At 48.1% G+C, this 25,531-nt stretch carries 22 protein-coding genes; 13 read left to right on the top strand and 9 right to left on the bottom strand.

The window, feature by feature from the left end:
- Positions 1–33 precede the first annotated feature (33 nt).
- From IV40_RS03425 to IV40_RS03395, 7 genes are all read left to right on the top strand, one after another.
- Positions 34–894, top strand: coding sequence for a carbohydrate ABC transporter permease (locus tag IV40_RS03425; RefSeq protein ID WP_057768982.1), 861 nt, complete (start codon positions 34–36; stop codon positions 892–894).
- On the top strand, positions 894–1,706 hold the full coding sequence (locus IV40_RS03420; protein ID WP_057768981.1) for a carbohydrate ABC transporter permease: 813 nt from the start codon (positions 894–896) through the stop codon (positions 1,704–1,706). The genes IV40_RS03425 and IV40_RS03420 overlap by 1 nt, the downstream gene beginning before the upstream one ends.
- A gap of 19 nt (positions 1,707–1,725) precedes the next feature.
- Entirely contained in the window at positions 1,726–2,382 is a 657-nt protein-coding gene (locus IV40_RS03415; protein WP_057768980.1) for a hypothetical protein, read from the top strand.
- A 14-nt stretch (positions 2,383–2,396) separates the two neighbouring features.
- Positions 2,397–3,497, top strand: coding sequence for an ABC transporter ATP-binding protein (locus IV40_RS03410; RefSeq protein WP_057768979.1), 1,101 nt, complete (start codon positions 2,397–2,399; stop codon positions 3,495–3,497).
- A gap of 46 nt (positions 3,498–3,543) precedes the next feature.
- Positions 3,544–5,805 carry a glycoside hydrolase family 65 protein gene (locus tag IV40_RS03405; RefSeq protein WP_057768978.1) on the top strand — a complete coding sequence of 754 codons (2,262 nt, stop codon included), beginning with the start codon at positions 3,544–3,546 and terminating at the stop codon, positions 5,803–5,805.
- Positions 5,806–5,933: 128 nt separating this feature from the next.
- Entirely contained in the window at positions 5,934–6,305 is a 372-nt protein-coding gene (locus IV40_RS03400; protein WP_057768977.1) for a cupredoxin domain-containing protein, read from the top strand.
- Positions 6,306–8,231, top strand: a complete 1,926-nt coding sequence (locus IV40_RS03395; protein ID WP_057768976.1) for a copper-translocating P-type ATPase — start codon at positions 6,306–6,308, stop codon at positions 8,229–8,231.
- A 225-nt stretch (positions 8,232–8,456) separates the two neighbouring features.
- On the opposite strand, the gene IV40_RS03390 is transcribed toward IV40_RS03395, so the two are convergent.
- Complete coding sequence (locus IV40_RS03390; RefSeq protein ID WP_057768975.1) at positions 8,457–9,455, bottom strand: aldose epimerase family protein; 999 nt, start codon at positions 9,453–9,455, stop codon at positions 8,457–8,459.
- A 74-nt stretch (positions 9,456–9,529) separates the two neighbouring features.
- Between IV40_RS03390 and IV40_RS03385 the strand changes: the two genes are divergently transcribed.
- Together IV40_RS03385 and IV40_RS03380 are read left to right on the top strand one after the other, a co-directional pair.
- The gene (locus IV40_RS03385; RefSeq protein WP_057768974.1) at positions 9,530–10,126 is read left to right on the top strand and encodes a TetR/AcrR family transcriptional regulator; all 597 of its coding nucleotides are present in this window, start codon (positions 9,530–9,532) and stop codon (positions 10,124–10,126) included.
- Between the two features lie 69 nt (positions 10,127–10,195).
- Positions 10,196–11,071, top strand: coding sequence for an oxidoreductase (locus IV40_RS03380; RefSeq protein ID WP_082617883.1), 876 nt, complete (start codon positions 10,196–10,198; stop codon positions 11,069–11,071).
- Positions 11,072–11,106: 35 nt separating this feature from the next.
- Here the strand turns inward: IV40_RS03380 and IV40_RS03375 are convergent, their stop codons facing one another.
- A complete protein-coding gene (locus tag IV40_RS03375) occupies positions 11,107–12,777 on the bottom strand; it encodes an aryl-sulfate sulfotransferase (RefSeq protein ID WP_057768973.1) in 1,671 nt (556 codons plus the stop codon).
- 258 nt (positions 12,778–13,035) lie between these two features.
- On the opposite strand from IV40_RS03375, the gene IV40_RS03370 reads away from it, so the two are divergent.
- A complete protein-coding gene (locus IV40_RS03370; RefSeq protein WP_236698018.1) occupies positions 13,036–14,505 on the top strand; it encodes an MFS transporter in 1,470 nt (489 codons plus the stop codon).
- Between the two features lie 60 nt (positions 14,506–14,565).
- On the opposite strand, the gene IV40_RS03365 is transcribed toward IV40_RS03370, so the two are convergent.
- Complete coding sequence (locus IV40_RS03365; protein WP_057768972.1) at positions 14,566–15,510, bottom strand: diacylglycerol/lipid kinase family protein; 945 nt, start codon at positions 15,508–15,510, stop codon at positions 14,566–14,568.
- 163 nt (positions 15,511–15,673) lie between these two features.
- On the opposite strand from IV40_RS03365, the gene IV40_RS03360 reads away from it, so the two are divergent.
- From IV40_RS03360 to IV40_RS03350, 3 genes are read left to right on the top strand one after another with little or no spacing between them, the layout of a single operon-like run.
- Positions 15,674–17,569 (top strand): heavy metal translocating P-type ATPase, encoded by a 1,896-nt coding sequence (locus IV40_RS03360; protein WP_057768971.1) that lies wholly within the window; start codon positions 15,674–15,676, stop codon positions 17,567–17,569.
- 12 nt (positions 17,570–17,581) lie between these two features.
- Positions 17,582–17,800 carry a heavy-metal-associated domain-containing protein gene (locus IV40_RS03355; protein ID WP_057768970.1) on the top strand — a complete coding sequence of 73 codons (219 nt, stop codon included), beginning with the start codon at positions 17,582–17,584 and terminating at the stop codon, positions 17,798–17,800.
- Between the two features lie 15 nt (positions 17,801–17,815).
- Positions 17,816–18,358, top strand: coding sequence for a ferritin-like domain-containing protein (locus IV40_RS03350; RefSeq protein ID WP_057768969.1), 543 nt, complete (start codon positions 17,816–17,818; stop codon positions 18,356–18,358).
- A 56-nt stretch (positions 18,359–18,414) separates the two neighbouring features.
- Here the strand turns inward: IV40_RS03350 and IV40_RS03345 are convergent, their stop codons facing one another.
- From IV40_RS03345 to IV40_RS03320, 6 genes are all read right to left on the bottom strand, one after another.
- Complete coding sequence (locus IV40_RS03345; RefSeq protein ID WP_057768968.1) at positions 18,415–19,671, bottom strand: MBL fold metallo-hydrolase; 1,257 nt, start codon at positions 19,669–19,671, stop codon at positions 18,415–18,417.
- The gene (locus tag IV40_RS03340) at positions 19,671–20,969 is read right to left on the bottom strand and encodes an ABC transporter substrate-binding protein (protein ID WP_082617885.1); all 1,299 of its coding nucleotides are present in this window, start codon (positions 20,967–20,969) and stop codon (positions 19,671–19,673) included. Before IV40_RS03340 ends, IV40_RS03345 begins: the two co-directional genes overlap by 1 nt.
- Positions 20,966–21,787, bottom strand: coding sequence for a carbohydrate ABC transporter permease (locus tag IV40_RS03335; RefSeq protein ID WP_057768967.1), 822 nt, complete (start codon positions 21,785–21,787; stop codon positions 20,966–20,968). Before IV40_RS03335 ends, IV40_RS03340 begins: the two co-directional genes overlap by 4 nt.
- Positions 21,788–21,797: 10 nt before the next feature.
- Positions 21,798–22,688 (bottom strand): carbohydrate ABC transporter permease, encoded by an 891-nt coding sequence (locus IV40_RS03330; protein ID WP_057768966.1) that lies wholly within the window; start codon positions 22,686–22,688, stop codon positions 21,798–21,800.
- Entirely contained in the window at positions 22,685–23,737 is a 1,053-nt protein-coding gene (locus tag IV40_RS03325) for an ABC transporter ATP-binding protein (RefSeq protein WP_057768965.1), read from the bottom strand. Before IV40_RS03325 ends, IV40_RS03330 begins: the two co-directional genes overlap by 4 nt.
- A gap of 380 nt (positions 23,738–24,117) precedes the next feature.
- Positions 24,118–25,452 (bottom strand): dihydrolipoyl dehydrogenase family protein, encoded by a 1,335-nt coding sequence (locus tag IV40_RS03320; RefSeq protein ID WP_057768964.1) that lies wholly within the window; start codon positions 25,450–25,452, stop codon positions 24,118–24,120.
- Between the last annotated feature and the right edge of the window lie 79 nt (positions 25,453–25,531).

The following is a 25,531-nucleotide window of genomic DNA, read 5'->3' as shown; positions in this document are numbered from 1 at the left end:
TTGTAAAATTGGAAAACTAAAGAGGGTATTCTTATGAAAAATCGTAGTCTGTCATTCTGGCTATTCTTAACACCTACCCTCGTTGCGTTAGCACTAGTTGTGTTTATTCCAATGCTTGAGGGTCTGCTCTACTCCTTTACGGATTGGGACGGGCTCTCATTTACTAAGATGGTCGGTTTTAAAAATTACACCGCCCTTCTTACAGATAAGACATTTATAAACGCATTCTGGTTCACACTTGCATTTGTTATTGTGACTGTGATCTTGCTCAACGTCATCGGGTTAGGCTTAGCATTACTTGTTACGCAAAAGTTTAAGGGGAGCAATCTCCTGCGGACCATCTTCTTCATGCCGAACATGATCGGTGGTTTAATCTTAGGGTTCATTTGGCAGTTTATCTTCACACAAGGTTTCACAGCTTTAGGTACTGCATTGCACTGGTCATGGTTAAATGGCTGGCTGACCAACGCCAAGACTGGTTTCTGGGGTTTGGTCATCGTGACTGTTTGGCAGATGAGCGGGTATATCATGATTATTTACATTGCCTACTTGCAAAACATTCCACAGGAAGTTATCGAAGCAGCCGAAATTGATGGGGCTTCAGCTTGGCAGCGGTTCACAAAGATTACATTTCCAATGATCGCACCAGCTTTCACCGTTTGCATGTTCTTGACATTATCCAATGGGTTCAAGATTTACGATCAGAACCTTTCCTTAACCAACGGTGGTCCTTATCAATCGACTCAGATGTTAGCGATGAACATTGTTAACACGGCTTACAACTCCGGCAACTTTGCGGCTGCCGAAGCCAAAGCGATGATCTTCTTCATCATCGTAGCTGCAATTTCATTGATTCAAGTCTTTTATAACCGGAAGCGGGAGGTCGATCTGTAATGAAAAAGAAAAGTACAGTTTTCATCGGGATCCTTGGCATCCTGTTAGGGCTTTTATGGCTCTTCCCATTCTATATGATCGTCAGCAACTCGTTTAAGACACCGAAAGGCATCTTTGCTTCCGTTCTTTCCCTGCCGAATCCATTTACGAGTGCGAACTACGGGGCATCCTTTAAAGCTTTGCATTTTATGAGTTCCTTAACAAACTCATTGATCATCACAATCTGCAGTGTCTTGTTATTGATCCTGTGCTCCTCCATGGGTGCGTACGCATTGCAGCGGAACCATTCTAAATTGAGTGGTGCCTTACTGATGGTCTTCATTTCAGCGATGCTGATCCCATTCCAGTCCGTTATGATTCCATTGACAGCGAACTTTGGGAGCGTTCATTTCTTAAATATGTACGGCTTAATGTTTATGTACGTCGGCTTCGATTGCAGTTTGTCCATCTTCTTGTATCAAGGGACATTATCCAGTATCCCGATTGCGATGGATGAAGCGGCCGAACTCGAGGGTGCTAATCGTTGGCAGATTTATACAAAGGTCATTTTACCAATGCTCAGCCCGATGACCGTGACCGTTGCGATTCTGAATATCATCGCAATCTGGAACGATTACCTGCTGCCATCACTGGTATTGCCACAGGCACAATACACGATTCCGCTGCAAATGTTCAACTTCTTCGGCGAATACACAAAGCAATGGCATCTCGCTTTGGCCGGGATCACCTTATCGATCATCCCAGTTATTCTGTTCTACTTATTCGCACAGAAGTGGATCATCAAAGGGGTTACGGATGGTGCTGTTAAATAGTTAAAAGGAGATTCAAAGAATGACGAACGGTAAAAAAGGAAAACAAACGTTAATTGCAGCAGGAAATTGGGTCTGGTCCCTGTTTACAGCGAATGTTGCCTGGTTTTTGATCAACTTTACCATGATCTTAACGGTCATTCTGCTCAGTCACTTACCAATTGGAATCCCGTTCTTTGCGATCGGGCTGATCTTGATCGGCATGCTGGCCGTGTTTACACTGCCAAGCTTGACAGCTGTCTTTGCGGCCGTCGATCGCTGGGAAATCGAGGGCAGCGGCACACTCTTTACGACCGTTTTTAAAAATTGGTTGCTGGCGCTGAAACAATGGCAGAACAATCTGATTTTTGCAAGCTTATTAGGCGGCATCGGACTTTTGATGAAGATTTTTCAGCATAATGTGCTACTGAATTCATTTGTGATCACGTGGGGCATCATCCTTTTGATGGTCATCATCGCCAATGCTTATTTAAAGGGGAGTCATCAGGAACAGGATCTGATTCAATTTATGAAATCCCATCTTTTCCGCTTGCTTCTGTCTACATTGACATTTGTCGTTCTGATCCTGATCAACGGCTTCCTGCGGCTTGCATTCCTGATGCTGATTTGCAGCATCTCTTTATCGGCAGTCATTACATTTAAACTATTGAAGAATAAAAAGCTTGTTAAGAGCGAATAGAGGAGAACTTTAAAATGGTAGAAATTAACTTAGATCACATTTATAAACGTTATCCGGATGCAAAAGATTATGCGGTCACGGATTTTGATCTCCACATCAAAGATGGTGAATTCATCGTGTTCGTTGGGCCATCCGGCTGTGGGAAATCAACCACATTGCGTATGATCGCCGGTCTGGAAGATATTACCAAGGGCGATTTCAAGATGGACGGCAAGGTCATGAACAAAGTGGCACCAAAGGACCGCGACATTGCGATGGTCTTCCAGAACTATGCATTGTACCCGCATATGACGGTGTTTGATAATATGGCCTTCGGATTGAATATTCGGAAGAATGATAAAGCCGATACGAAGAAACGAGTCGATAAAGCCGCCGAAATTTTAGGCTTGACGGATTACCTCGATCGGAAACCAGCTGCATTGTCAGGTGGGCAGCGGCAGCGTGTTGCTTTAGGACGTGCGATCGTCCGTGAAGCCAATCTGTTCCTGCTTGATGAACCATTGTCTAACTTGGATGCCAAATTACGTGTCCAGATGCGGACTGAAATTGCCCAGTTGCATCAGCGTTTAGGCCGCAACTTCATTTATGTGACCCATGATCAGGTCGAAGCGATGACGATGGCCGATCGGATCGTTATTATGAATGCCGGCAAGATTCAGCAAGTCGGGACACCGTTCGAACTGTACAACAAGCCGACGAATAAATTCGTGGCTGGGTTTATCGGTTCGCCAGCAACAAACTTCTTCAACGTCAAAGTTGAAAATGGCTATGCTGATGGTGATGGCGTCCATGTCAAAATTCCAGAAGGCCAGTTAAAGGTCTTAGTCGATAAAGGTTACGACGGCAAGAATCTGACTTTGGGCGTTCGTCCGGAAGATATTCATGCCGAAGAAGTTGCTTTACAGACCTTCCCGAATGCCACTGTTGATGCGACGGTTGAAGTTTCCGAACTCTTAGGTTCGAACACAATGCTGTATTCCAAGGTCGGCGACACTGATTTCATCGCTGAAGTCAACTCGCGTGATTACCATGAACCAGGCGACAAAGTCAAAATGGCCTTCGAAATGACAAAGGCACACTACTTTGATAATGACACAGAAATGACCATTATTTAACGAAAAAGCGGGGCATTCAAAAAAAGGCGTTTAAGGGAGGAACGACATGCAACGAATCTTTGAAGTCGATCCATGGAAGATCGTCACCCACAAACTGGATAAACAAAATAAACGTTTGCAGGAAAGCATGACGAGCATCGGAAATGAATATATGGGCATGCGGGGCATGTTCGAGGAGGACTATTCCGGTGATACGCTCCATGGATTATATTTGGGCGGGATCTGGTATCCCGATAAAACGGTTGTCGGCTGGTGGAAGAACGGCTATCCGAAGTATTTTGGCAAGGTCATCAATGCGGTCAACTTTGACAAAACGAATTTATGGATTAATAACGAAAAAGTCGATCTGGCCACAGACCAGATCAGTGATTTTGAACTGTCGCTGGACATGAAGCGGGGAATTCTGACACGACGGTTCACAGTCGAAAAGAAGGGTGCCAAGGTCGCAGTGACGATTGAACGCCTGGTCAGCATCGTGGATAAGCAATTATTCGATTTACACTATCACATTCAGAATTTATCCGATCAGACGGTCGATATCCGGCTCGTTTCTTCGATTGACGCCGATGTGGCCAACGAAGATTCGAACTACGATGAAAAATTCTGGGAGGTTTTGGCTAAACAGACAAACCGTGATTCAGCCGAATTGTTTGCCAAAACCAAGCCGAACCAGTTTGATGTTCCCCGTTTCACGGTCGGCGTTGGAATTACGCATCACACCACAATGGAAGCCGGCATGGCACCCGAAACGGACCAATCTGTTTCGAATGCGTTCGTTCAGACCTTAGCAGCACAGCAGAGCTTGAACTTTGAAAAACGGGCGGTTGTCGTGACCTCACGTGATTACGACAGTTTTGACGATTTGCGTAACGGACTGCATCAGCTGACTCGGAAGTTGGATGCCAAAAGCCATGACCAGATTATTCAAGAACAGGCGGATGCTTGGCAGGCACGCTGGGACAAATCCGACGTGGTCATTGATGGCGATGTCGCTGCTCAGCAAGGAATTCGGTTTAATTTATTCCAACTGTTCTCGACCTTTTATGGCGACGACAAACGGCTTAACATTGGACCAAAGGGATTTACCGGCGAGAAGTACGGCGGTGCTACCTATTGGGATACTGAGGCGTTCGGTTTGCCGTTCTATCTCTCCTTGGCCGACCAGAAAGTTGCTCGCAATCTGTTAGAATATCGGTACAATCAATTGCCGGAAGCCTTTCATAATGCCCATCAGCAAGGGCTGAAGGGGGCGCTCTATCCGATGGTCACCTTCAACGGCATCGAAAACCATAATGAATGGGAAATTACCTTTGAAGAAATCCACCGCAATGGGACGATTGCCTATGCGATTTACAATTACACGCGCTACACCGGCGATGACTCGTATCTGAAGGAAAAAGGAATCGATGTGTTAACGGCGATTTCTCGTTTCTGGGCCGATCGGGTCGAATGGTCGGAACATCGGCAGCACTATGTCATCCATGGGGTGACAGGGCCGAATGAATACGAAAACAACATCAACGATAATTGGTATACAAATCTGCTGGCTCGCTGGACATTGAAGTACACTTTGGAAAACCTGCCCAAGGTTTCCCCAGAAAAGCAGCATGACCTTGATGTGACGGAAGATGAAAAGAAGCAGTGGCAGGACATTATCGACAAGCTCTTATTGCCGGAAGATAAAGAACGAGGCATCTTCTTGCAGCAGGATGGCTTTTTAGATAAGAATCTGCAGCCGGCTTCGAGTATTCCTGCCGATCAGCGGCCGATCAATCAGCACTGGTCCTGGGATCATATTCTGCGTTCGCCGTACATCAAACAAGCCGATGTGCTCCAAGGCATTTGGTACTTCATTACCGAATTCACGCCGGAACAGAAGAAACGCAACTTCGATTTCTATGAACCGCTGACGGTCCATGAATCCAGTTTGTCGCCATCTGTTCATGCCATTTTGGCGGCCGACCTTCATTATGAGGACAAAGCCGTTGAAATGTACGAACGAACGGCCCGGCTTGATTTGGACAACTACAACAACGATACCGTCGACGGCCTTCACATCACTTCGATGACGGGCAGTTGGCTGGCCATCGTGCAAGGTTTCGCCGGAATGCGGATTGAAAACGATCAGCTGACTTTCAAACCATTCTTGCCGAAGAAATGGACTCGTTATCAGTTCCATATCAATTTCAGAGGCCGTTTGTTAGTAGTCACGGTCGATCAGAACGGCACTCAAATCAAGTTATTAAAGGGCGCGCCACTGACGATTCAATTGAATGACAAGCCCGTTACATTAGAAAAGCAATCCTAAAGCAGGATTGCTTTTTTGCTGCTCCGAAAAATTAAATGTTTACAAATGTAAACAACAATGCTAAGATTGTGACTGAAGTTTACAAATGTAAACGAAAGCTGAATTTAATTTGTAGGAGGAATCGTCTGATGATTAAATGGATCGTTTTATTCGCTGAAGTTGCCGCAATTGGTTTTATTTTATGGTGGTTTTTCGGGCAGCATACAACCGAAACTGCACAAGCAGCCGTTACGAATCAATCTCAGAGCGTTGATATTGAAATCAATGGCGGCTATTCGCCAGAAACGGTCGTCCTGAAGCAGGGCATCCCAGCGACACTTCATTTTACACGCAAGGATGCGTCGAGCTGTCTGGATCACGTTGTTTTCAGTGATTTTGGCATCAATCAGGAAGTACCGCAGAATCAGACCGAAACCATTCAGATTGATACCAGCAAGCCTGGTGAATACCAGTGGGCGTGCGGCATGGACATGTTTCATGGAAAAGTGGTGATCAAGTAAATGACAATTACCAAACGTTTCTGGATTGCCCTGATTTTCTCATTGCCAATGCTGGTCGGCATGCTTCTGATGCCATTTGGAATCATGCTGCCTGGCGGTGATTGGACGCAGCTGTTGCTGACGACGATCGTAATGGTCGTTTCGGCGCGTCCGTTCATTATCAGTGCTTGGGCCTCCTTCAAAAAACACCATGCAAATATGGATACGCTGGTCGCAATTGGAACCGCTACTGCTTATTTCTACAGTCTTTATGCGCTGCTGACGGGCCAGCCCGTTTTCTTCGAAAGTGCGGCCTTTGTGACGACGTTCGTTCTGCTGGGGCAGGTTTTTGAGGAACGGATGCGGCAGAATGCTTCGAGTGCGGTTGAGAAACTAGTCAATCTGCAGGCAAAAGAAGCTGAAGTTTTTCGTGATGGTCACTTTACCGCTATTCCAGTGTCAGAAGTGGCGTTAGGCGATTTGATTCGGGTCAAGCCGGGTCAGAAAATTCCAGTCGATGGCGTGATTACGAAGGGGACCTCCTCCGTTGACGAATCGATGGTAACCGGTGAAAGCATGCCCGTTGCGAAACAGTCCGGCGATGCCGTGATTGGTGCGACGCTGAATAATACTGGGACATTCGTCTTCAAAGCCGATAAAATCGGCCAGCAGACACTGCTGGCTCAAATCGTTGCGCTGGTCAAAAAAGCCCAGAACAGCCATGCGCCGATTCAAAAGCTGACCGATCGGGTATCCAGTATTTTCGTGCCCGCCGTTTTGATTCTGGCTATCGTGACCTTTCTGGTCTGGTATGTCTTTATTGGGGCCAGTTTAGCCAATGCTTTGATTTTCGCTGTGTCAGTGGTGGTGATTGCCTGCCCTTGTGCTTTAGGACTGGCGATACCGACGGCTTTAATGGTTGGAACGGGTCGTGGCGCTAAGCTGGGGATCTTGATTAAAAATGGTGAAGTTCTTGAAGCTGTCAACGATGTGAAAACAGTCGTTTTCGATAAGACCGGCACAATCACCGTCGGCAAACCGCAGGTGACAGATGTTGTCGGTGATGAACGCCGAGTTTTACAGATTGCAGCGAGTTTGGAGGAAGCGTCTGAACATCCCTTAGCAACGGCAATTTTAGCACGTGCGCAGCAGGCCCAAGTGACGCCTCGTCCAGTGACTGCTTTTCAAGCTGTGCAAGGGAAAGGTGTCACCGGCCAGCTCAATGGGCAGACCGCAATTGTCGGAAACGATAAATTATTGACCGACTTTAAGCTGACTGCTGAGCAGACAGCCGCAATGGAACGGCTGCAAAATGAAGCCAAAACGGTTGTCTTTGTGGGGCTGGCGCAGCAGATTATCGGCTTAATTGCCATTCAGGATGCACCTAAAGCAACGTCGAAAGAAGCGCTCACTCGTTTAAAACGGCGTGGCTTAAAGACAGTGATGCTGACAGGCGATAATCAGCGGGTGGCCGAAGCAGTTGCACAGCAAGTTGGCATCGACCAAGTGATTGCCGGTGTGCTACCAGGCGATAAGGCGGCAGCGGTTGCTCAGCTGCAGCAGGACGGGCAAGTGGCCTTTGTCGGTGACGGAATCAACGATGCACCAGCTTTGACAACGGCGGATGTCGGCATTGCGATGGGCTCCGGTACGGATATTGCCATCGATTCAGGCGGCATTGTGCTCGTTAAAAACGACCTTCGTGATGTCGATACAGCGTTGGCTTTGAGCCGCAAGACGTTTAGCCGAATTAAGCTCAATTTATTCTGGGCGTTCATCTACAATCTGCTGGGGATTCCGATTGCCGCTGGTGTTTTCTTTGCGCTTGGTTTAACGCTGAGTCCGGAATTAGCTGGATTAGCGATGGCCTTCAGTTCGCTGTCGGTCGTTACCAGCTCTGTTCTTTTGAACCGCGCAAAATTGGATACGGCTGGACAAACTGCTTAATAGGAAAAATAGGCTGTGACATAAGTCGGGTTGAAAATGAGCAAAGTGAATTTAAGCGGCATTTTCAGACTTATGGAACGCAATTAAGCTATTTTGTGCATGAAACACAAAGAGCTTGTGACAAAACAAGATATTTGTCACAAGCTCTTTTTTGATGGCATGCGTCAATGTTGTTCCGGTGGCAGACGAGTGCATCCTGTCTGTCAGAAGCCTTTCAAGCTACTCTTATTGAAACCAATACTGATTCTGATAATGGCCGGGCTGATTGGGAGTGATGACGATGCTGCCGAAGTCAGGATGATGGATGGCATCGGGCAGCATTTGCGGTTCAATCGCCAACCCTAATTGGGAGGTCATCGGACGGATGCCATCGACTTGGAAGTCGGCGTCGAAACCAGTCGTCGAAAATAAGACGATGCTGTTGGCACTGGTGTGAATGCGGAGCTTGCGGCCTGATAATGGATCGGACAATGTTAATTGTGGTGCGGCGGCAGCTGAGTCGACTCGATACGGAGTGTCTAAACCGCCATCTAGCTGTGCCAGCTGCGGGCCTAATTGGCGGGCCTGTCTAAAATCGTAGGGAGTTCCAGCGACAGGCATCATGGTACCGGTCGGAACTTTATGGTCAAGGGCAGCGACTTGCTGAGCGTCGACTTGTAAAAATTGTTCATCGATGGTTCGTTTGACGTTACCGGACAAATTGAAGTAGGCGTGGCATGTCGGATTGAAGAGCGTCGCTGCGTCGGTCGTGCCATCGTAAGTAATAGTGAGATGGTCCTGGTTCAAACAGTAAGTCGTTTGAATCGTCAAATGGCCTGGAAAGCCGTTTTCACCGGCGGGACTCTGGTACTGCAGCGTCAAAGTTGCGGCCTCAGGATCGGTCTGCTGCGCAACGACTTGCCACTGCTGATAGCTGATGGACGGATGATCGCCGCCATGCATCGTATTGGCCCCATCATTTTGATCGAACTGGATGCCATGCCAGCGGCCGTTTTTGATGCGGCCGGCGACACGAGCGACCGTTGCTCCGAAATAGTCGTGATGCTGCGGATAGTCGTCCGGGTCAGTAAAGCCGAGCAGAATATTTTCACGGCGGCCGGTCTGGTCGGGCGTCCGCACAGCGACTAAACTAGCACCTAATGTGCTGACAGTCACTGAAACTTCATCATCGTTGCTGAGGGTATACCAAGTGGTCTGGGCAAAATTTTCTGATTGAATTTGCATATAGTGTTCTCCTTTGAATGTCTCTAGTATAATATGGAAGCGATTTATTGAAAAGATACGTTGACAATAAGAGAATGATCGTTTATTATAGTGGCATGCGAACGAAAGATAAAAACAAAATGACGGCGATTCGGCAAGCGACTTTGCGCTTAGCACGTGAACAGGGAATCCAAAATCTCAGTATGGCCAAAATTGCAAAGCAGGCTCACGTTTCGCCCGCTACCTTATACATTTATTATCCCGATCAGAAGGCGATGTTCAGTCAGATATATTTAGAGGTCAAAGATATCATTGATGGCGATTTGTATCATGAAGTCGACCGCCAGGCACCGGTCCGAGTGCAGTTTGAAGCACTGATGCTGAATTATGCGCACACAACGCTGTCCCATCCGGATGAAACCAACTTCATGCAGGCCGTCCAGCAGAATCCGTCGCTGGTTAGTGAGGCGGCTTTTCAAAAAGGGCAGCAGCGTGGTGCTTATTTGGAAGCACTCTATCAACGGGGTGTTGCTGAACAATTGCTGCAGGCATTGCCGCTGCCGATTGTAGTGGCGCACACGTTTCAGCCGTTAGCTTATTTGGTGCAGACGGCTACGCAGACACAGACTGCATTGCCAGATAAATGGCTGAAGCAGTCGATTCAAATGAGCTGGAATGCATTGCGTGTTTAAACAACGCGTTCTTTTTCAGCCAATTAAATAAATGAATGTTCATTTTAAAAAGCAAAGGAGATTTTCATAATGACTCAAGTGGCAATTATTACCGGCGCCTCATCTGGGATGGGGTTCGAAGCAGCTCAATTATTCCATCAAAAAGGCTACGAAGTATATGGGGGTGCCCGTCATGTCGACCAGATGGCTGATTTGGCCAAACAAGACATTCATACGTCCTATTTGGATGTTACCAATCCGCAAAGTAACAAAGATTTTGTCCAAACAGTTCTTGATGAACAGGGCCGAATCGATGTGTTGGTCAATTCGGCTGGTTATGGTTCCGGCGGCGCTTTGGAAGATGTTCCATTGCAAGAAGCGAAAAATCAGTTTAATGTCAATCTGTTCGGCCTTTCAGATTTGACGAATCAAGTTTTGCCGACAATGCGGTTCCAGCATTCCGGTCAAATCATCAATATTTCGTCAATCGGCGGCCAGATGTATTCGCAGCTGATGGGCTGGTACTATGCCTCCAAGCACGCTTTGGAAACCTACAGTGATTCACTGCGGCTCGAACTGAAACCGTTCGGCGTCAAAGTAATCATCATTGAACCAGGTGGCACAAGCACCAATTGGCAGCAAGTTGAGAACGAGCACATGCTGAAGGCAACGCCCAAAGATTCGGTTTATCGGCCGCTGGTCCAGGCGTTTGCCAATTTGAGCAGCTCGCAAGCCGGTGCCGAAAGTCGTATTTTCGTTTCACCGGAACGGGTTGCCCAGCTGATTTACAAGGTTACCACGCTTAAACACCCTAAGACACGTTATCAAGTTACTTTGATTGATAAATTAGCGGTGCATCTATTCAGACAATTGCCGTACCGTGCCTTGGATGCAATGATCAATTTGGCCGTCAAAGCCGCTGGTCATCAAGCTCAGGAAACGGATGCTTCAGTTTCAACCAAGTAGCAAAAAAACCTGCGCATCTGCGCAGGCTTTTTTGCTCATTCATAGGTATCGGCTTTATGGCCGTCGTTTTTCGGATAGAGCGAGAAGCGTTCGGAACGGTAAACATAACCACCGTCACCAAAGTTGGAGAGGTAGAGGTTATAAACAAGCTGGCCGTTTTTAGTGACTTCACGGATGTTGCTTTCGGTGCCGTTTTTGAGATAGCCGAAATCGAGCAGCCGGTTTTGATTGGCCAAATACCGATCGCTGCCGATGACCAGCGAAAAGTTTTTGACACCCAGCGACTGACCGTACTGCCACGTTTGGGTGATTGTCTTCTTGCGGTTATTGATTGAGTAAGCGACCCCCTGCGAATATTTTTTGCTGGTTTTTTTATCGCCGTTCGCTAAGGAAACGTTGTTATTGAACAACAGCAATTTATCGGTATTCGCAGTTGTTCCAGGAATCAGGATGGCTGCATGCTGGCCGCCGGTAAAATTAGTTCCCTTTGTCGGTGTCAGCAGGTAGCGCCGGTATTGATGCGGCCAATCGGCTTGCGGCTTGCCGCAATAAATCCAGACAAACTTGAGGGTTCGATAGTTCAGCTTCATGACGATATCCTGGTGCCGGCCGGAAACGACCAGATCGCCGGTCTTTTTCTGATAATAAAGCGAATTGATGTGAATCCAATCCTTGGCACCGCTGTGTTTCGGCATGGTGTTTGCTGAATACATTTCACTTGGCAGCAGTTTCTTGAAATCGATGACCCGCACAATTTTGCCGGTTTGATGCGAAATTTCAACCAGCGTATCTTCGACGTAACGATTCTGGCTGTTTTTACGGGACTTCAGATTGGCCGTGCCATCAGAAACTGTCGCAAGAATGTTGTGATTCGGCAGTTCGATCGCATCGTGATGGATTAAAGTATATTCGGCATCGGTCGTCAGATTTTTATCGACTGCCTCAGTGTTGAAATGATAATCTTTATAAACGCGTCCTAAATAATCTTCTTCAAGCATTTCGTTGTAGACGTCGGCTGAATTATTCTTCTTAGCGAGCCGCAGGATGTGGCCGTTAGACAGCTGCTTGAAGACGTGCTGCGAATAATCGGTCGAGTACCAGCGGATGGCACCGTCGGCATCAACGGCGAACGGCTTTTTGGTCGTCCGGACAATGAAAGCTAATTTGTCAGTGCCGATTTCCATTCGTGATTTGTCGGCCTTTTTGACATCGATGTTGATGTCAGACAGGTCCTTAGGAAGTGCAGCGGTATGTAAGTGGAGCGTCGTCATTTGCTTGCTGCCGTCCTTGGCAGTAGCGGTCACTTGGACTTGATTATCGTCATCAGCATACAAGCCTAAAATGGCGATTTGGTGGTCTTTTTGATATTTTTTGTAAGTCGTGGTGATTGCTGTTTTATTTGTTTTGCCTAAGACCTTAATGGTGATTTTGGTCGCCTTTTTCGTCCGGAAAATGGCCAAGGCTGATAAGGGCGACCGTTTGTAAGGGTTGACCTTGGTATACATGTGGGCGAACGTATATCTCGAATCCTTGGCAATGGCTGCATATTTTTTAACGAGCGGCGCCTGTTTTTTCTGGAGGGTCGTGCGGAACTTGCTGGTAATATTCTGCTTGATTTGCTTGGTGTTCAGCACGCCCAGTTTCTTTTCGATCTGCGCTGTCTGCCAGGTTTGATAGCCTTGATAACCGCCCCAGCCGACAAGCACTATTACGACTAGAGCCAGCAGTATTCGGTAAATCTTTTTAGGTTTGATGAAAATTCCCCCAATCGCGATTCTTATTTAACGATTAGTTTAGCAAAAGCAGCTCGTTCAAAACGAAAAGTGACAGAAAGAACGCAAAAATTTCACATTTTGATCACATTTGTCCGAAACGTTCGTACTTGCAACTGAATCACTATTCCGTTCTTTTCTGAAAAGGAGTAACATAGTAGTTAAACGATTTTACAGAAAGAGGGAGACAGGGTGTCAAAACGGAGTGTTTTCATCGTCACCTGCGCACTGTTATTGTCGAATGCCATGGGGGGTCTCGACAGTACGATTATCAATACGGCGCTGCCGGCGATCATCAGTGATCTGCATGGCATTCAGCTGATGGGCTGGATCGTGGCGGTCTTCTTATTGGGAACGGCAGTGACAACGCCGTTATGGAGCAAACTGGGCGAACATATTGGCAACAAGAGCGCCTATCAGATCGCGACGAGTTTGTTCGTTATTGGGGCGTTTCTGGAAGGAATGTCGCCGAACATTTATTTTCTGATTGTAGCTCGGACAATCATGGGGATTGGGAACGGCGGCATGACCTCGATTCCGTACATTATTTATGCCACAATGTACAAAAATCCCCACAAACGGACTCAAGTGCTGGGCTTTGTTACGGCGAGTTACAGTACGGCGACCATTATCGGCCCGCTAGTCGGCGGCTGGATTGTCGATACGTTCAGCTGGCACTGGGTCTTCTACTTAAATGTGCCGTTAGGGCTGTTATCCATTATCGTCGTTCAGTTCTTCTTCAAAGTGCCGAAATCGGCCAAGAAGGGCAGTCCCGTCGATTATCTGGGAGCAACTTTGATGGCTTCCGGCTTGGTCTGCCTGCTGATGGCAATTGAAATGATTGGCACGATTGCAACCATCTTTGTCATTTTGCTGCTGGCGGTTGCGTTCGGCTTATTGGCAGCAATGCTGGTTGTCGAAGGTCGGGCGACGGATCCGATTATTCCCAGCCGGCTGTTTAAAAATCATCCGCTGATGATCGACTTTATTTTATTTGCCTTGATTTGGGGGGCATTTGTCGGGTTCAACATTTATATCCCCATGTGGGCGCAAGGCTTGCTGGGAACAACGGCGATCATTGGGGGTGCGACCCAGATTCCTGGTTCGCTGACCAACTTCTTCGGCTCCGAATCAGTTGCGTCACTACGGTTACATATCAAAGCACAAAGCGTGGTTGCAATTGGAATCGTTACCTTGATTATTGCCTTTATCATAATGACTTGGGCCGGCGTGACCGCTCCTTATTGGATTCTGCTGGTGGCCGGTGCCTTCGAAGGCTTCGGAACCGGGATGTGTTTCAACGTTTTGCAAATCAAAGTGCAGCAGGACGCCGAACTGCAGGATGTGCCGATTACCACATCATTCAGTTTTTTGATTCGGATGCTGAGCCAGACGTTTATGGCATCGATTTTAGGCATCATCCTTAACCAAGCGCTGTTCAAAGGGGTGCGGACGTCGCACGGACACATTACTTTGAAAATGATGAACAAACTGAGCGATGCTGCTAGTGTGCATCTACTGCCGCAGCGCTGGATTCCACAAATGCGGATTATTCTGCATAACGGTTTGCATAACATTATGCTGATTTCATTGCTCATCCTGTTTGTGGCCGGATTATTGAATATCTGGGATCAATATCAATTACGCAAAACAGCGGCGTAAAACACAAAGGGCCCTGACATTAGTCAGGGCCCTTTTTCGTATTCTTATAATCAGGACATACTAAATTAAAAACGGCTGGCTCGATAACGAGAGACGGGTGATGATGGGACTATAGCCTTCTTCACCGTCGATCTGAATGTGCTGTTTGCTAGCAACGTTCAAGGAAAAGGCGGTGTCTTTTAAATGGAAGATTGCGGGCGTATCCATCGAATGGCTGCTGAGAATTTTGTAAACAAGACTCGGCAGGCCCCGCAATTTTGGCTTTTCGACTAAGACTAGGTATAGCGAATGGTCCTGCAGATCGGCCGGTGGAGCGATTGGAATGCCGCCGCCGAAATAAGGATGGTTGGTGACGGTCATCAAAAAGGTGCGCTCAAATTGATAATGGGCGCCCTGAGCGTTTTTGATTCGAATCGGATAGGGTTCCTGAATCTGATAGGCGCTGATGGCATTCAATGGATAGGATAGGTTGCCCAAATGAAATTTATTGAGCACCATTTTGCTGGAAGAATGGTTGGTGAGGTGGACAATCAAAGCATCAAGGCCGATGCCGATATTATTGACGAAATAATGTTTTTCGCCGTGACGCATGGTAATGACACCGATATCCAGTGCAGTCGGCTGGCTGGCAGCGGCGATTTGGGCAATCGCCTTTTTCGGCTGTTCGGAAATTCCGGCGGCACGGGCAAAATCATCACCGGTACCAGTGGGAATATACCCAACGGCAACTTTCCGGCCGCCATTTTTCTGTAAACCATTGATAACCTCATGCAAAGTCCCATCGCCGCCAATGACAAGCAGCACCCATGCCGTTTGGGGCTGGTCGCTGTTTTCCTGGCACAACGCCGCAGCTAGTTTTTCCGCATGACCATGATATTCCGTTTTATGTAATGAATAGTCGCCAAAGGTGGCCTGTAATTGCGCCAGAATACCAGGCAAGAGTTTCTCAGTGCGGTGATTACCCCCTGTTTCATTTGCGATGACTTCAATTTTTTGGACCTGCAAGTTGGTTCCTCCTTTTCTATCCCTACAATAATATAGTTGAAAAAATGTGAAAGTTCAAAAACAATTTTTTAAAAATCGTTCAAAACTTGATCTGCGTCAATTTTTTTTCGGCGTTCCCTCCGTATACTGAATTTATTCATTAAGGACGTAGGAGGAATCACGGATGGCATTTGAACAATGGATTCAACAGAAAATCAAACCGATTACAGCCATTGCAGCGGCACTCGTTGCCTTGGGCTTAGCGAGTCACTGGCTGGGACAGACATTTTTGCAGCAGGGCTTTTACATCATCGCAGCAATCATTGCCGGTGTGCCGATTTTATTGCGAGCCTGGTCGGCCTTACGAATGAAGATTATCAGCATTGAGCTCTTGGTCAGTGTGGCGGTCATCGGGGCGTTTATCATCGGCGAATATGATGAAGCGGCGTTTGTCACTTTCTTATTCCTGTTTGGCGATTTTCTCGAACAGAAAACGCTGGCCAAAACACGTCAGTCTATTCAGACCTTGGCGGACATGGCGCCGACAACGGCTTTAGTCGTTCAGCCAGATGGCCAGACAGCTGAAATTGACGTCGATGATGTGGTGCCCAATCAGGAACTGCTCGTTAAAACGGGTGCTCAGATTCCAGTCGATGGCGAGATTCTGACAGGACGGGGCGACCTCAACGAAGCCAGCATCACTGGTGAAAGCCGGTTGGTTGCCAAAGAAAATGGCGCTGACGTTTATGCCGGGACCATTCTCGAAAACGGGACGCTGCATATTAAAGCAACCAAAGTGGGCGACGATACGACTTTTGCCAAGATTGTCGAATTGGTTGAAGATGCCCAGGACACAAAATCGCATGCCGAAAAACTGATTGACAAGTTTGCCCAGTACTATACACCGGCCGTTTTGGTCATCGCCTTGCTGGTCGGATTGGTCACTCAGAACTTGCGGCTGGCAATCACAGTGCTGGTATTAGGCTGCCCTGGCGCACTCGTTATCGGCGCACCAGTTTCCAACGTGGCCGGAATCGGCAATGGGGCCAAACACGGCGTGCTCGTCAAAGGCGGCGCCGTGATGACCACTTTACGGAACGTCGATACATTTGTCTTCGATAAGACCGGTACGTTGACACAAGGCAAGACGACCGTCACCACCATTCATCAGGACGATCCGACTGGGTTGCAGTATGCGGCTCGTTTGGAAAATGATTCTGATCATCCGTTAGGCCGTGCCATTGTCGCCTATGCCGCCGATCATCAGCTGCTGAATCCCGGCCTGAAGGTAACCGCTACACAGACCTATCAGGGACTGGGAATTGCCGCCCAAGTGGACGGTCAGCAAGTTTTAGTCGGCAACCAAGCACTGTTGAAACAATATCAGGTCACTATGACGCCGCAGCAGACGGCCACGATGCAGACAATGCAGACACAAGGCGAATCACTCGTCTTGGTCGCTGTAAATGGGCAGCTGACGACCTTATTAGGAATCTCCGACCAGATTCGGCCCGCAGTTGCTGAACGGCTGCAAGAATTGAAACAATTGGGAGCAAAGCAATTAGTCATGCTGACGGGGGACAATGAACGAACCGCCCAAGCAGTCGCCGCCCAAATCGGCATCGACCAAGTACATGCCGAATTACTACCGGCCGACAAAGTGAAATTCGTCAAGCAGCTGCAGTCGGAAGGCAGAACCGTTGCCTTTGTCGGCGATGGAATCAATGACAGTCCGTCCTTAGCCCAGGCCGATATCGGGATTGCGATGGGCAGCGGGACCGATGTGGCCTTGGAAACATCCGATGTGGTGCTGATGCAGTCCGATTTCACTGAATTAGTGCATGCCTATGGATTAGCCCGCAAGACAGTCGGCAACATGCGGGAAAACATTGTCATTGCATTGGCAACCGTTGCCTTCCTCTTTTTAGGCTTGATTGTCGGAGTCGTCGATATGGCGAGCGGCATGCTGGTCCATGAAGGAAGTATCCTAGTGGTCATTCTCAATGCGATGCGTCTGATCGGCTACCAGCGGCCCGTTAAGAAAATAAAAGAAAATTGGCAGATTGCCAAAGAAAATTAGGAGGTTTTTAACATGACAACTACATTAAAATTAGAAGCACTGACTTGCCCATCTTGTTTGCAGAAGATTCAGAAGGCGCTGCAGAAGACCAACGGCGTTCAGGACGTCCAAGTCCGTTTCAATGCTGGCAAAGCCATTGTGCAGGCCGATCCCGATGTCGTCAGCAGTCAGGCGTTGGCGGATGTCGTTACCAAGTTAGGCTACACGGTCAAAAAAATCACAACAAAGTAAAGCGAGGATAACCACATGACAAAAGATATCGAAGCAATCTACCAAGCAGAACTTAAACAAGCCGACATCGACCACCATACACCGACGGCTGGTGCGATGACCGGTCACATCGTTGCCAACCTCGTCGTTTTGGCGAATAAACTCCAGCAGGCCAAGTGGTATGTGAATGGCCCCTCCAGTTTTGAACTGCGGGCGCAGTTTGATACGCTGCGTCAGGAAGCCGTTCAGCAGCGGGACGAGCTGGGGCAACTATTGATTGCCGAAAACCAAGTGGCTCCGACCACGACGGCCGAAGTAACTGAATATGCGCTGCTTGAAGAAGACGGCCGCAATAAATATCGGACGGCTGACTGGTGGGTCGATGAATTCGTCCATGATTTCGATAAGGAAAACATGTTCATCACACGTGCCATTAAACTGGCTGCTAAGGAAGACCGGCCGGCATTAGGACAATTTCTGACAACTTTGTTAGGCACAAACAATCAGCACATCGCTGAATTGCAAGCCTGGCTGGGCAAGACACCTCGTGCAGGTTTAGATGACGAAGACGATGATTGACAGAAAAGGAGCTGCGACAAAACGTCGCAGCTCCTTTTTGGTGTGTTAGGGGGAAATCAGAAGAGCAGTTTTTCATTCAGTTGGGGGAGATACACATGTGTTTTAGCATGGGCAGCTTCGATTGCTTGGGCCTCTAATTCCGGATGAAATGAATGCCAAGGAATGGTGCACTGGGCAGCGACCATTTGAGCGATTTTGACCAAGTCTTCCTGCTTTGCATGACCGGATGCAGCCAGCCGTTCAAAGTGGAAGTGGTGGGTCGTCAAAAAGTCCTGCAACTGTTTATAGCGGGGATTGTAGTCGCCTAATGGTTCGCCGTTGCTGTGCAGATAGGTGACCTGATTGAAGAGAGCCAGCCATTCCAAATGACGAAAATCATTTTGCAGAACAAATCGTTCCGGAGCTGCCTGCAAAGCCGCTAAGCCCACTACTTGCCAGTGATTCGGCAGCGGCTGGTGGTCATCTGTTTCACGGAGCACCGTCAGCGGTAAATCAGGTGCAAACGTATGAATGACACGAGCGTAGGGAATTTCCCAAACCATCGTCCGGTTCGCATCCCGTAAAATCTGGTCGAAGCGGATCATGCGGTCGACGTTGCGGGCGTAGAGAGTGATGGCGATTAGATCCGTCTGATTTGCCGCCGCAATGGCTTTCAAAGTGGCCGCAATTTCATGTTCGGTCCGAGCTGGATGGGGCTGATCGTCGGCTTCATCTGGGAAGCTAAAAGAGGTGCCTTCCAGCATCAGTAAATCGAGCTGGCGTTGTTTGAACACTTGGACCCATTTGGCGACCCGTTCGGGATGCGGCCCATGCCAGCGCACATCGCCTGAGTAGCCGAACGTATGCAGGCCGTCTGAAATCAAGAGGGCCATCGCACCGACGACATCATGGTCGCTTGGCAGCCCAGTGACGCTTAAATCGCCGATGGCTAGTGGCTGGTTGAAAGGCAGGACATGCAGCTGGACGGAAAATGGCTGGGCCATCCCGTTTGCCAGCAACACTTGGTAGAGGTCATATGTCTTTTGCGACACATAGACGGGGATGTCGCTTTTGATGAGGGGAAGGGCCCCAGTGTGATCCAAATGCAGATGCGAGATAAAGATGGCTTCATGTGCAAAGGCATCCGCTTCGCCATGAAAGATTTCTGGTAAAGCGGGCAAGTCATGGCTGGCAATCGCCTGGTCGATTTGGTCGGGCGCAATCGCAGGTCCTGTGAGACCAAAATCACAGATGACCCGTGAAGTAGCGGTTGTAACGGCCATAATGTTGCCGCCAATCGTCTTCAGACCGTGCAAAAATTGGACGTTCGTCATTATCGATTATCCTTAAGGATGGTTTCCGTCTTGGTCTGGAGTTCGTCCAAGGCCTTCTTAGGACTTTCATGTTTGGTCAGCATGTTGTCGATGGCGGTCCCTAAGTTCATATAGAATTCGCTGAAACCAGGGAAAGCAGTGGAAGAGAAGGTGCCATTTAAGGATTTAACGGCGGCTTGCGAAGTCGGATTCTGTTTTAAATAAGTTTTGTAGCTGGCCTTTTGGAGGACGGATTTGCGTAACGGCAAATAACCCGTCGCCATGGCCCATTTTTCGGTCTGTTTGCTGTCGGTCAGATACTTCATAAAGGCCCATGCCCCTTTTTGCTGTGCTTTGGAGGCACCCTTGAAGATGACCAAATCATTACCGGCGGTTGCGGTGTGTGCTGCGCCTTTGTAGCTTGGGATGGCCATCGTGTTCCAGCTGAGTGTCTTTGGTGCTTGTTTCTTCATCTGAGTAATGCCGGCAGAAGAGCTGATATAATAAGCTGCTTTGCCATTGATGAATTTCTGGGTGTAGTAGAAATCGGCACCAGAAGTTTCGGCGGTCTTGGCATCGATCATGTTCATGATGGTCTTCGCAGCGCCAACCGATTTTTTTGAGCTTAATTGCGGCTGGTCGGATTTGGTAACCAAACGGGTGCCGGCGTCGTAAGCCAATCCTTCGTATTCGGAGATGAACGACTTATCGAAGGCGAGACTCTTGATACCAGTGCCGCTCAATTTTTTAGAAATCTGGTCAAAGTCGGCCCATGTCTTTGGTGTTTTCAGACCGTACTTTTTGACGATATCTTTGTTGACGTACATGATGCGGTCGGATTTACTGAACGGCATCGAGTAGTAATGGCCTTTGTATTGAGAGCTGGCTAAGAAGGCAGGGAAGATATCCTTTTTGTCTTTCTTGCTCAAACCATTTTTGCTGTCAACGTAAGTATCTAATGAGGTAATCAAGCCTTGCTTCTGATAATCAGGAACAGCCGTATAAGTCGTTTGGCCCATAGTCGGCAGACTCTTGGATTTGCCAGCGGCCATAACTTTCTTCTGCAAAGCGGAATAGTTGCCTTGCGGAGTGGCTTGAACGACATATTTGTTCTGAGAATGGTTGAAATCGGTGACCATTTCATTCATTTCCTTCTGATAGGGACCGCTCATGGCGTGCCAGAAAGTGACGGTTGTTTTGGAACCAGTGTCGGCGGCATGGACCGCACGAGGATGCTGACCCCCTCCGACGAGCAACAGGGCACCTGCAGTGAGTGCCACCAATGATGAGAATACCAAATGTTTTTTCAAGATTTTCATCCTTTCAAGCCGCTTTTAGAAATGCCGGCAATAATATATTTTTGTAGCCCTAAATAAAGGAATACCATGGGGATAATAACGAACGTCGAGGCGGCCATTAACAGCTGATAGTCAGTGCCGGCATCGCTGGTGAAAGCTTGCAGGCCGACGGGCAATGTCCGAAAACGCTCATCGTTCGTAACAATCAGCGGCCACATGAAGGAATTCCAACTGCCGATAACTTGTAAAATGCAGATGGCCACGATTGAAGAACGGGATAATGGCACTAGAATCTGCCAGAGGAAGCGCCAATCAGAGGCACCATCGACTTTGGCGGCATAATACAATTCATCAGGCACACTTTGGAAAGTTTGTTTTAAAGTGAAAATAGCGAAGAAACTGACGAGCCAGGGGACGATTAGCGCCGCATAGGAATTGACCATGTGCAGGGCGGAGACGGTGACGAAATTAGAAATAATCAGCATTTCGCCGGGCACCATCATCGTGCCCAAAAAGAGGACGAACAGGAAACGCTGGCCCCAGAACCGCAGCCGTGCAAAGGCAAAGGCGGCGAGGATACTGATGAACAGCTGGCCCAATGTGGTGGTCAGCGTGACGACTACACTGTTGATGAAATAGCGCATGAATGGAGCCGTTTTGAACGCTGCTGAATAATTTTCAAACCGCAGTATTTTCGGGACCCAAATCGGCGGTACTTGCAGGGTTTCGGGCGCTGTTTTCAGTGAGGTCGAGAGCATCCATAGAAACGGAATCAGCATGGTGAAGGCTCCAATCAGGAGCAGAAAATACAGTAAAAATGTACCGACTTTTTTGGTCATCAGGCACCTCCTAGTAATGAACGTGTTTGCGGCTGTAACGGAATTGAATGAGCGTAATCAGCAGAATCACCAAAAAGAGGACGACCCCGCTGGCGGCGGCAATGCCGTATTTCCAGTCGGTATAAAATTTTTCGTATAAATAATAGACGACGGTCAGTGCCGATTGGCCCGGACCAGGCTGCCCATTGAAGAGGGCGTAAATTTGGTCGAAGATTTTAAAAGCGCCGATGATGCCGGTGATTGTGACCAAAAAGGTGATTGGACTCAGCAGCGGCAGGGTGATGTGCTTGAACCGCTGCCAGGCATTGGCGCCATCGATTGTGGCGACTTTATAATAGGTGGCGTCGATGTTGTTCAAACCGACTAAGAAAAGGATGATGTCGAAGCCCAATCCTTTCCAAATCGTCATCATAATCAGTGCTGGCATCGCCCAGTGCGGATCGTTGAGCCAGTCGATCGCATGGATGCCGAACAGGCTCAATAAATAGTTGAACAAACCGTAATCTTGGTTAAACAGCCAGCTCCAGACGAGTGCGATGGCAACGGTACTAGTAACGAAGGGCAAAAAATAAGCGGTCCGGAATAAGCCGTTCAGCCACTTGATATGATTGAGCATCAGCGCAATCACGAGCGAAATTAGGACGGTCAGCGGGACAACGCCGAGCACCAGAATCAAGGTGTTTTTGAGGGCCAGATGAAAATTCGGGTCCTTCCACAGAAAAACATAATTATCGAACCCGTAGGCCGACACTTTGTCGGTATAGAAATTATATTTGGTGTAAAAACTCATTAAGAATGACTTGACGATCGGATAAAGGCTGAACACGCCGCTGATGATAAACATCGGCAGCAGGTAGACATACGCCGTCAAACTGGATTTTAGCGTCGGTTTTTTCTTCATGCGTCTGCCTCGCCGCCCATCAATTTATGGCCGGCTGCATTGAAAAGGAAGACACCTTTTTTGAGCAAATAGAAGGCCTGAAAATCACCATCCGCTGTCTGTTTGAAATTGGTGGATGCAAGCTGCTGGTCTTTATATTGAATCTCAGTCAGCAATTCCCGGCCGTATTGGTCGTGGCGGGTGATGCGGCCCGGTAGTTTGACCAGCACTGCTTCTTGATGCGGCGCACTGACGATGCTTTCAGACCGAATGCCGATGTGGGTAGCTTGCGCCAGTATTTCCGGTGCGACCAATTCTGCAAACGCGTCTTTAAAGGGCGCAAACGGCAGGGTGTTGATGACCGGCGAACCGATGAACCGTGCCACAAAGAGATTCTGCGGCTGGTCGTACAATTGGTTCGGCGTACTAAACTGCTGGATACGGCCGTCGTTTAAGACCATAATCTGGTCGGAAATATGCATTGCCTCGTCCTGGTCATGCGTGACAAAAACGGTGGTAACGCCGGTTTTCTTCTGAATCCGCCGAATTTCTTCCCGCATCTGGACTCGTAAACGAGCATCCAAGTTCGACAATGGCTCATCCAATAAGAGAATCGCCGGTTCCTTCGCCAGCGCTCTCGCAATGGCAACCCGCTGCTGCTGGCCGCCGGACAATTCGGCCGGATGCTTGTCGACCTCATTTTCAATATGCACTAACTGGGCCAATTCTTTAGCCTTAGCAACCCGTTCGGTTTTTGGCACTTTCGCCATTTTCATTGGAAAAATAATATTTTCCAAAACGGTCATGTGCGGATACAAGGCATAGCTTTGGAAAACCATGCCGACTTTGCGCTGTAACGCATCCAGGTTGGTGACTGGTTTGTCGCCGAATAAAATTTGGCCGGCGTCGGGCTGAATCAGGCCAGAAATCAAATTCAAAGTGGTCGATTTGCCGCAGCCGCTGGGTCCCAAAATCGAAATCAGTTTTCCTTCGGGAATGTTGAAATCAATGTGGTGCAAAATTGCTTTGTTGTCATACGCAAAGGTGACATTCTTAAAGGTAACGTCCACGAGTTAACTCCCTCCTAAAATTCATGTGCAGCTTTTTGGTTCCCTGATTCAAATCCGAACAATCATCCGGATTTAAGGAATGTATGACCTATTATGCAATCAAAAAACGAACATTTCAACGAAACTTTGGCATAATTATTTAATTATACGAACTATATGTAAAATGATAGAATGATTGTTCGGCTGACCGTCAAGTGGTTGCTGATTTAAATCATGCTGTTTGCGGGAACCTTGTCGTCGTTTTCAGGAGCAGGCCCATAATTGGCATGGGCGTTTTATAAAGAAATTGATGTGATGAAAGGCCCTTCTTGGCTTGCAAAAAAATTTTCAGAAAAAAGGCTTCACACCCAATACAGATGTGAAGCCTTTTTTTAAATACCTTACATTTTCCGCATGGTGCTATGCTGCAGGCTTGGGAAAATATAAACGAAATTATGCAATTGTTTGGCCGTGATGCCCATTTGAATGTAATCAATAAAAGTATTGATTGTATTCGGTGCTTCATTGCTGAGATCGACGGCACCGACGAGCTGATCCTGCCGATTGAAGACGACGGTCAGGCCGCCGCTGGTTTCATTTTGAACCTGATGGTACCAGTCGTCGGCATAACAATAATGTTCGACCCGATATTTGTTCAATTCCTGTTTAGCGACATCGGGTGAAATGCCGACTTGAGCCAGACGTGGCATGGTAAAGACGTTGACCCCAATGGCTGGATATTGAATCGCAGCGGTTGTCTGCTGGGTGAACAGCTGGGCCAAGTACTGACTCTCGAAAATGGCTGTCGGAGTGATTTTCGGAATTCGTTTTGAAACGACATCGCCGGTTGCATAAATATTCGGCTCTGCAGTCTGGAGATGGTCGTTGACGATGATTCCATGCGCATCGGTTGTGACCTTAGTGACCGGCAAGTTCAGTTTTTCAATATTCGGAGTGCGGCCGGTGGCATCGAGAATGTAGTCGGCGTCCTGGACAAATTGATTGGCGCCGAGCAGCCGGTAGCCGGTCGCTGTTTTTTCAACGGCGGTTGTTTCCTGTCCGAAAATGAATTTGATTCCGTCGCTTTGCATCTGGCTAATCAATTGTTTGACGGCCGGCTGATAAAATTGTTTGAGCGCCTTGGTACTGTCGACGATCAGTGTCACGTCGGCACCGGCTGCTTTGGCAATCGAAGCGGCTTCCATGCCGACAAAGCCGGCTCCCAAAATCACTAACCGGTGCGGTAATGGCGTTGCCGACAGAAAATCGGTACTGTCATGCATGTATTGCTGGCCAGGAATGTCGAGGCGTTTCGGGCGCTGTCCGGAAACGATGACGATTTTATCAGCTGTCAAGGTATGATGATTGACTTGCAGGGTGTGCGCATCCACAAAGGTCGCACAGCCGACAATTGTTTTGACTCCAGCGTTGATCAGCTTCTGCCGATTGGAATCCGACAAAGGACCAATCACTTCATGTTTGTGGGCCATTAAATCCGGCCAGTTGATTTGCGGAACGCTATCGAAGCCCCGTCCTTGCAGCTGTTTGATTTGGGTCAATAAGGCAACGGGCCGATCGAGTGTAAATTTTGCATTGCAGCCCCGATTGGTACAGACACCGCCCCATAAACCTCGCTCGATCACAGCGACCTTGAGACCAGCCTGTGCCATTGGAATGGCGCCGTTCCAAGCACCTTGGCCGCTGCCGATAAACGCAACATCATATTCATATGCCATCTTGATTCCTCCTTGCATTTCATCATTTTGTTAACTTTATTATGCAAGCTTCAGGCCCGAAAAGCGAACGAGAAGGCTC

The organism is Lactobacillus selangorensis (assembly GCF_001437205.1).
Lineage (GTDB): Bacteria > Bacillota > Bacilli > Lactobacillales > Lactobacillaceae > Paralactobacillus > Paralactobacillus selangorensis.
The sequence above is the reverse complement of the archived record's forward strand: the minus strand, read 5'-3'. Positions and strand labels throughout refer to the sequence as shown.

Coding starts and splice junctions, on each gene's coding strand:
- IV40_RS03380 (WP_082617883.1), top strand. CDS start 10,196: ATGACTCAAGTGGCAATTATTACCGGCGCCTCATCTGGGATGGGGTTC.
- IV40_RS03415 (WP_057768980.1), top strand. CDS start 1,726: ATGACGAACGGTAAAAAAGGAAAACAAACGTTAATTGCAGCAGGAAAT.
- IV40_RS03410 (WP_057768979.1), top strand. CDS start 2,397: ATGGTAGAAATTAACTTAGATCACATTTATAAACGTTATCCGGATGCA.
- IV40_RS03335 (WP_057768967.1), bottom strand. CDS start 21,787: ATGACCAAAAAAGTCGGTACATTTTTACTGTATTTTCTGCTCCTGATT.
- IV40_RS03400 (WP_057768977.1), top strand. CDS start 5,934: ATGATTAAATGGATCGTTTTATTCGCTGAAGTTGCCGCAATTGGTTTT.
- IV40_RS03350 (WP_057768969.1), top strand. CDS start 17,816: ATGACAAAAGATATCGAAGCAATCTACCAAGCAGAACTTAAACAAGCC.
- IV40_RS03360 (WP_057768971.1), top strand. CDS start 15,674: ATGGCATTTGAACAATGGATTCAACAGAAAATCAAACCGATTACAGCC.
- IV40_RS03405 (WP_057768978.1), top strand. CDS start 3,544: ATGCAACGAATCTTTGAAGTCGATCCATGGAAGATCGTCACCCACAAA.
- IV40_RS03390 (WP_057768975.1), bottom strand. CDS start 9,455: ATGCAAATTCAATCAGAAAATTTTGCCCAGACCACTTGGTATACCCTC.
- IV40_RS03420 (WP_057768981.1), top strand. CDS start 894: ATGAAAAAGAAAAGTACAGTTTTCATCGGGATCCTTGGCATCCTGTTA.
- IV40_RS03345 (WP_057768968.1), bottom strand. CDS start 19,671: ATGACGAACGTCCAATTTTTGCACGGTCTGAAGACGATTGGCGGCAAC.
- IV40_RS03355 (WP_057768970.1), top strand. CDS start 17,582: ATGACAACTACATTAAAATTAGAAGCACTGACTTGCCCATCTTGTTTG.
- IV40_RS03425 (WP_057768982.1), top strand. CDS start 34: ATGAAAAATCGTAGTCTGTCATTCTGGCTATTCTTAACACCTACCCTC.
- IV40_RS03330 (WP_057768966.1), bottom strand. CDS start 22,688: ATGAAGAAAAAACCGACGCTAAAATCCAGTTTGACGGCGTATGTCTAC.
- IV40_RS03385 (WP_057768974.1), top strand. CDS start 9,530: ATGATCGTTTATTATAGTGGCATGCGAACGAAAGATAAAAACAAAATG.
- IV40_RS03320 (WP_057768964.1), bottom strand. CDS start 25,452: ATGGCATATGAATATGATGTTGCGTTTATCGGCAGCGGCCAAGGTGCT.
- IV40_RS03395 (WP_057768976.1), top strand. CDS start 6,306: ATGACAATTACCAAACGTTTCTGGATTGCCCTGATTTTCTCATTGCCA.
- IV40_RS03340 (WP_082617885.1), bottom strand. CDS start 20,969: ATGAAAATCTTGAAAAAACATTTGGTATTCTCATCATTGGTGGCACTC.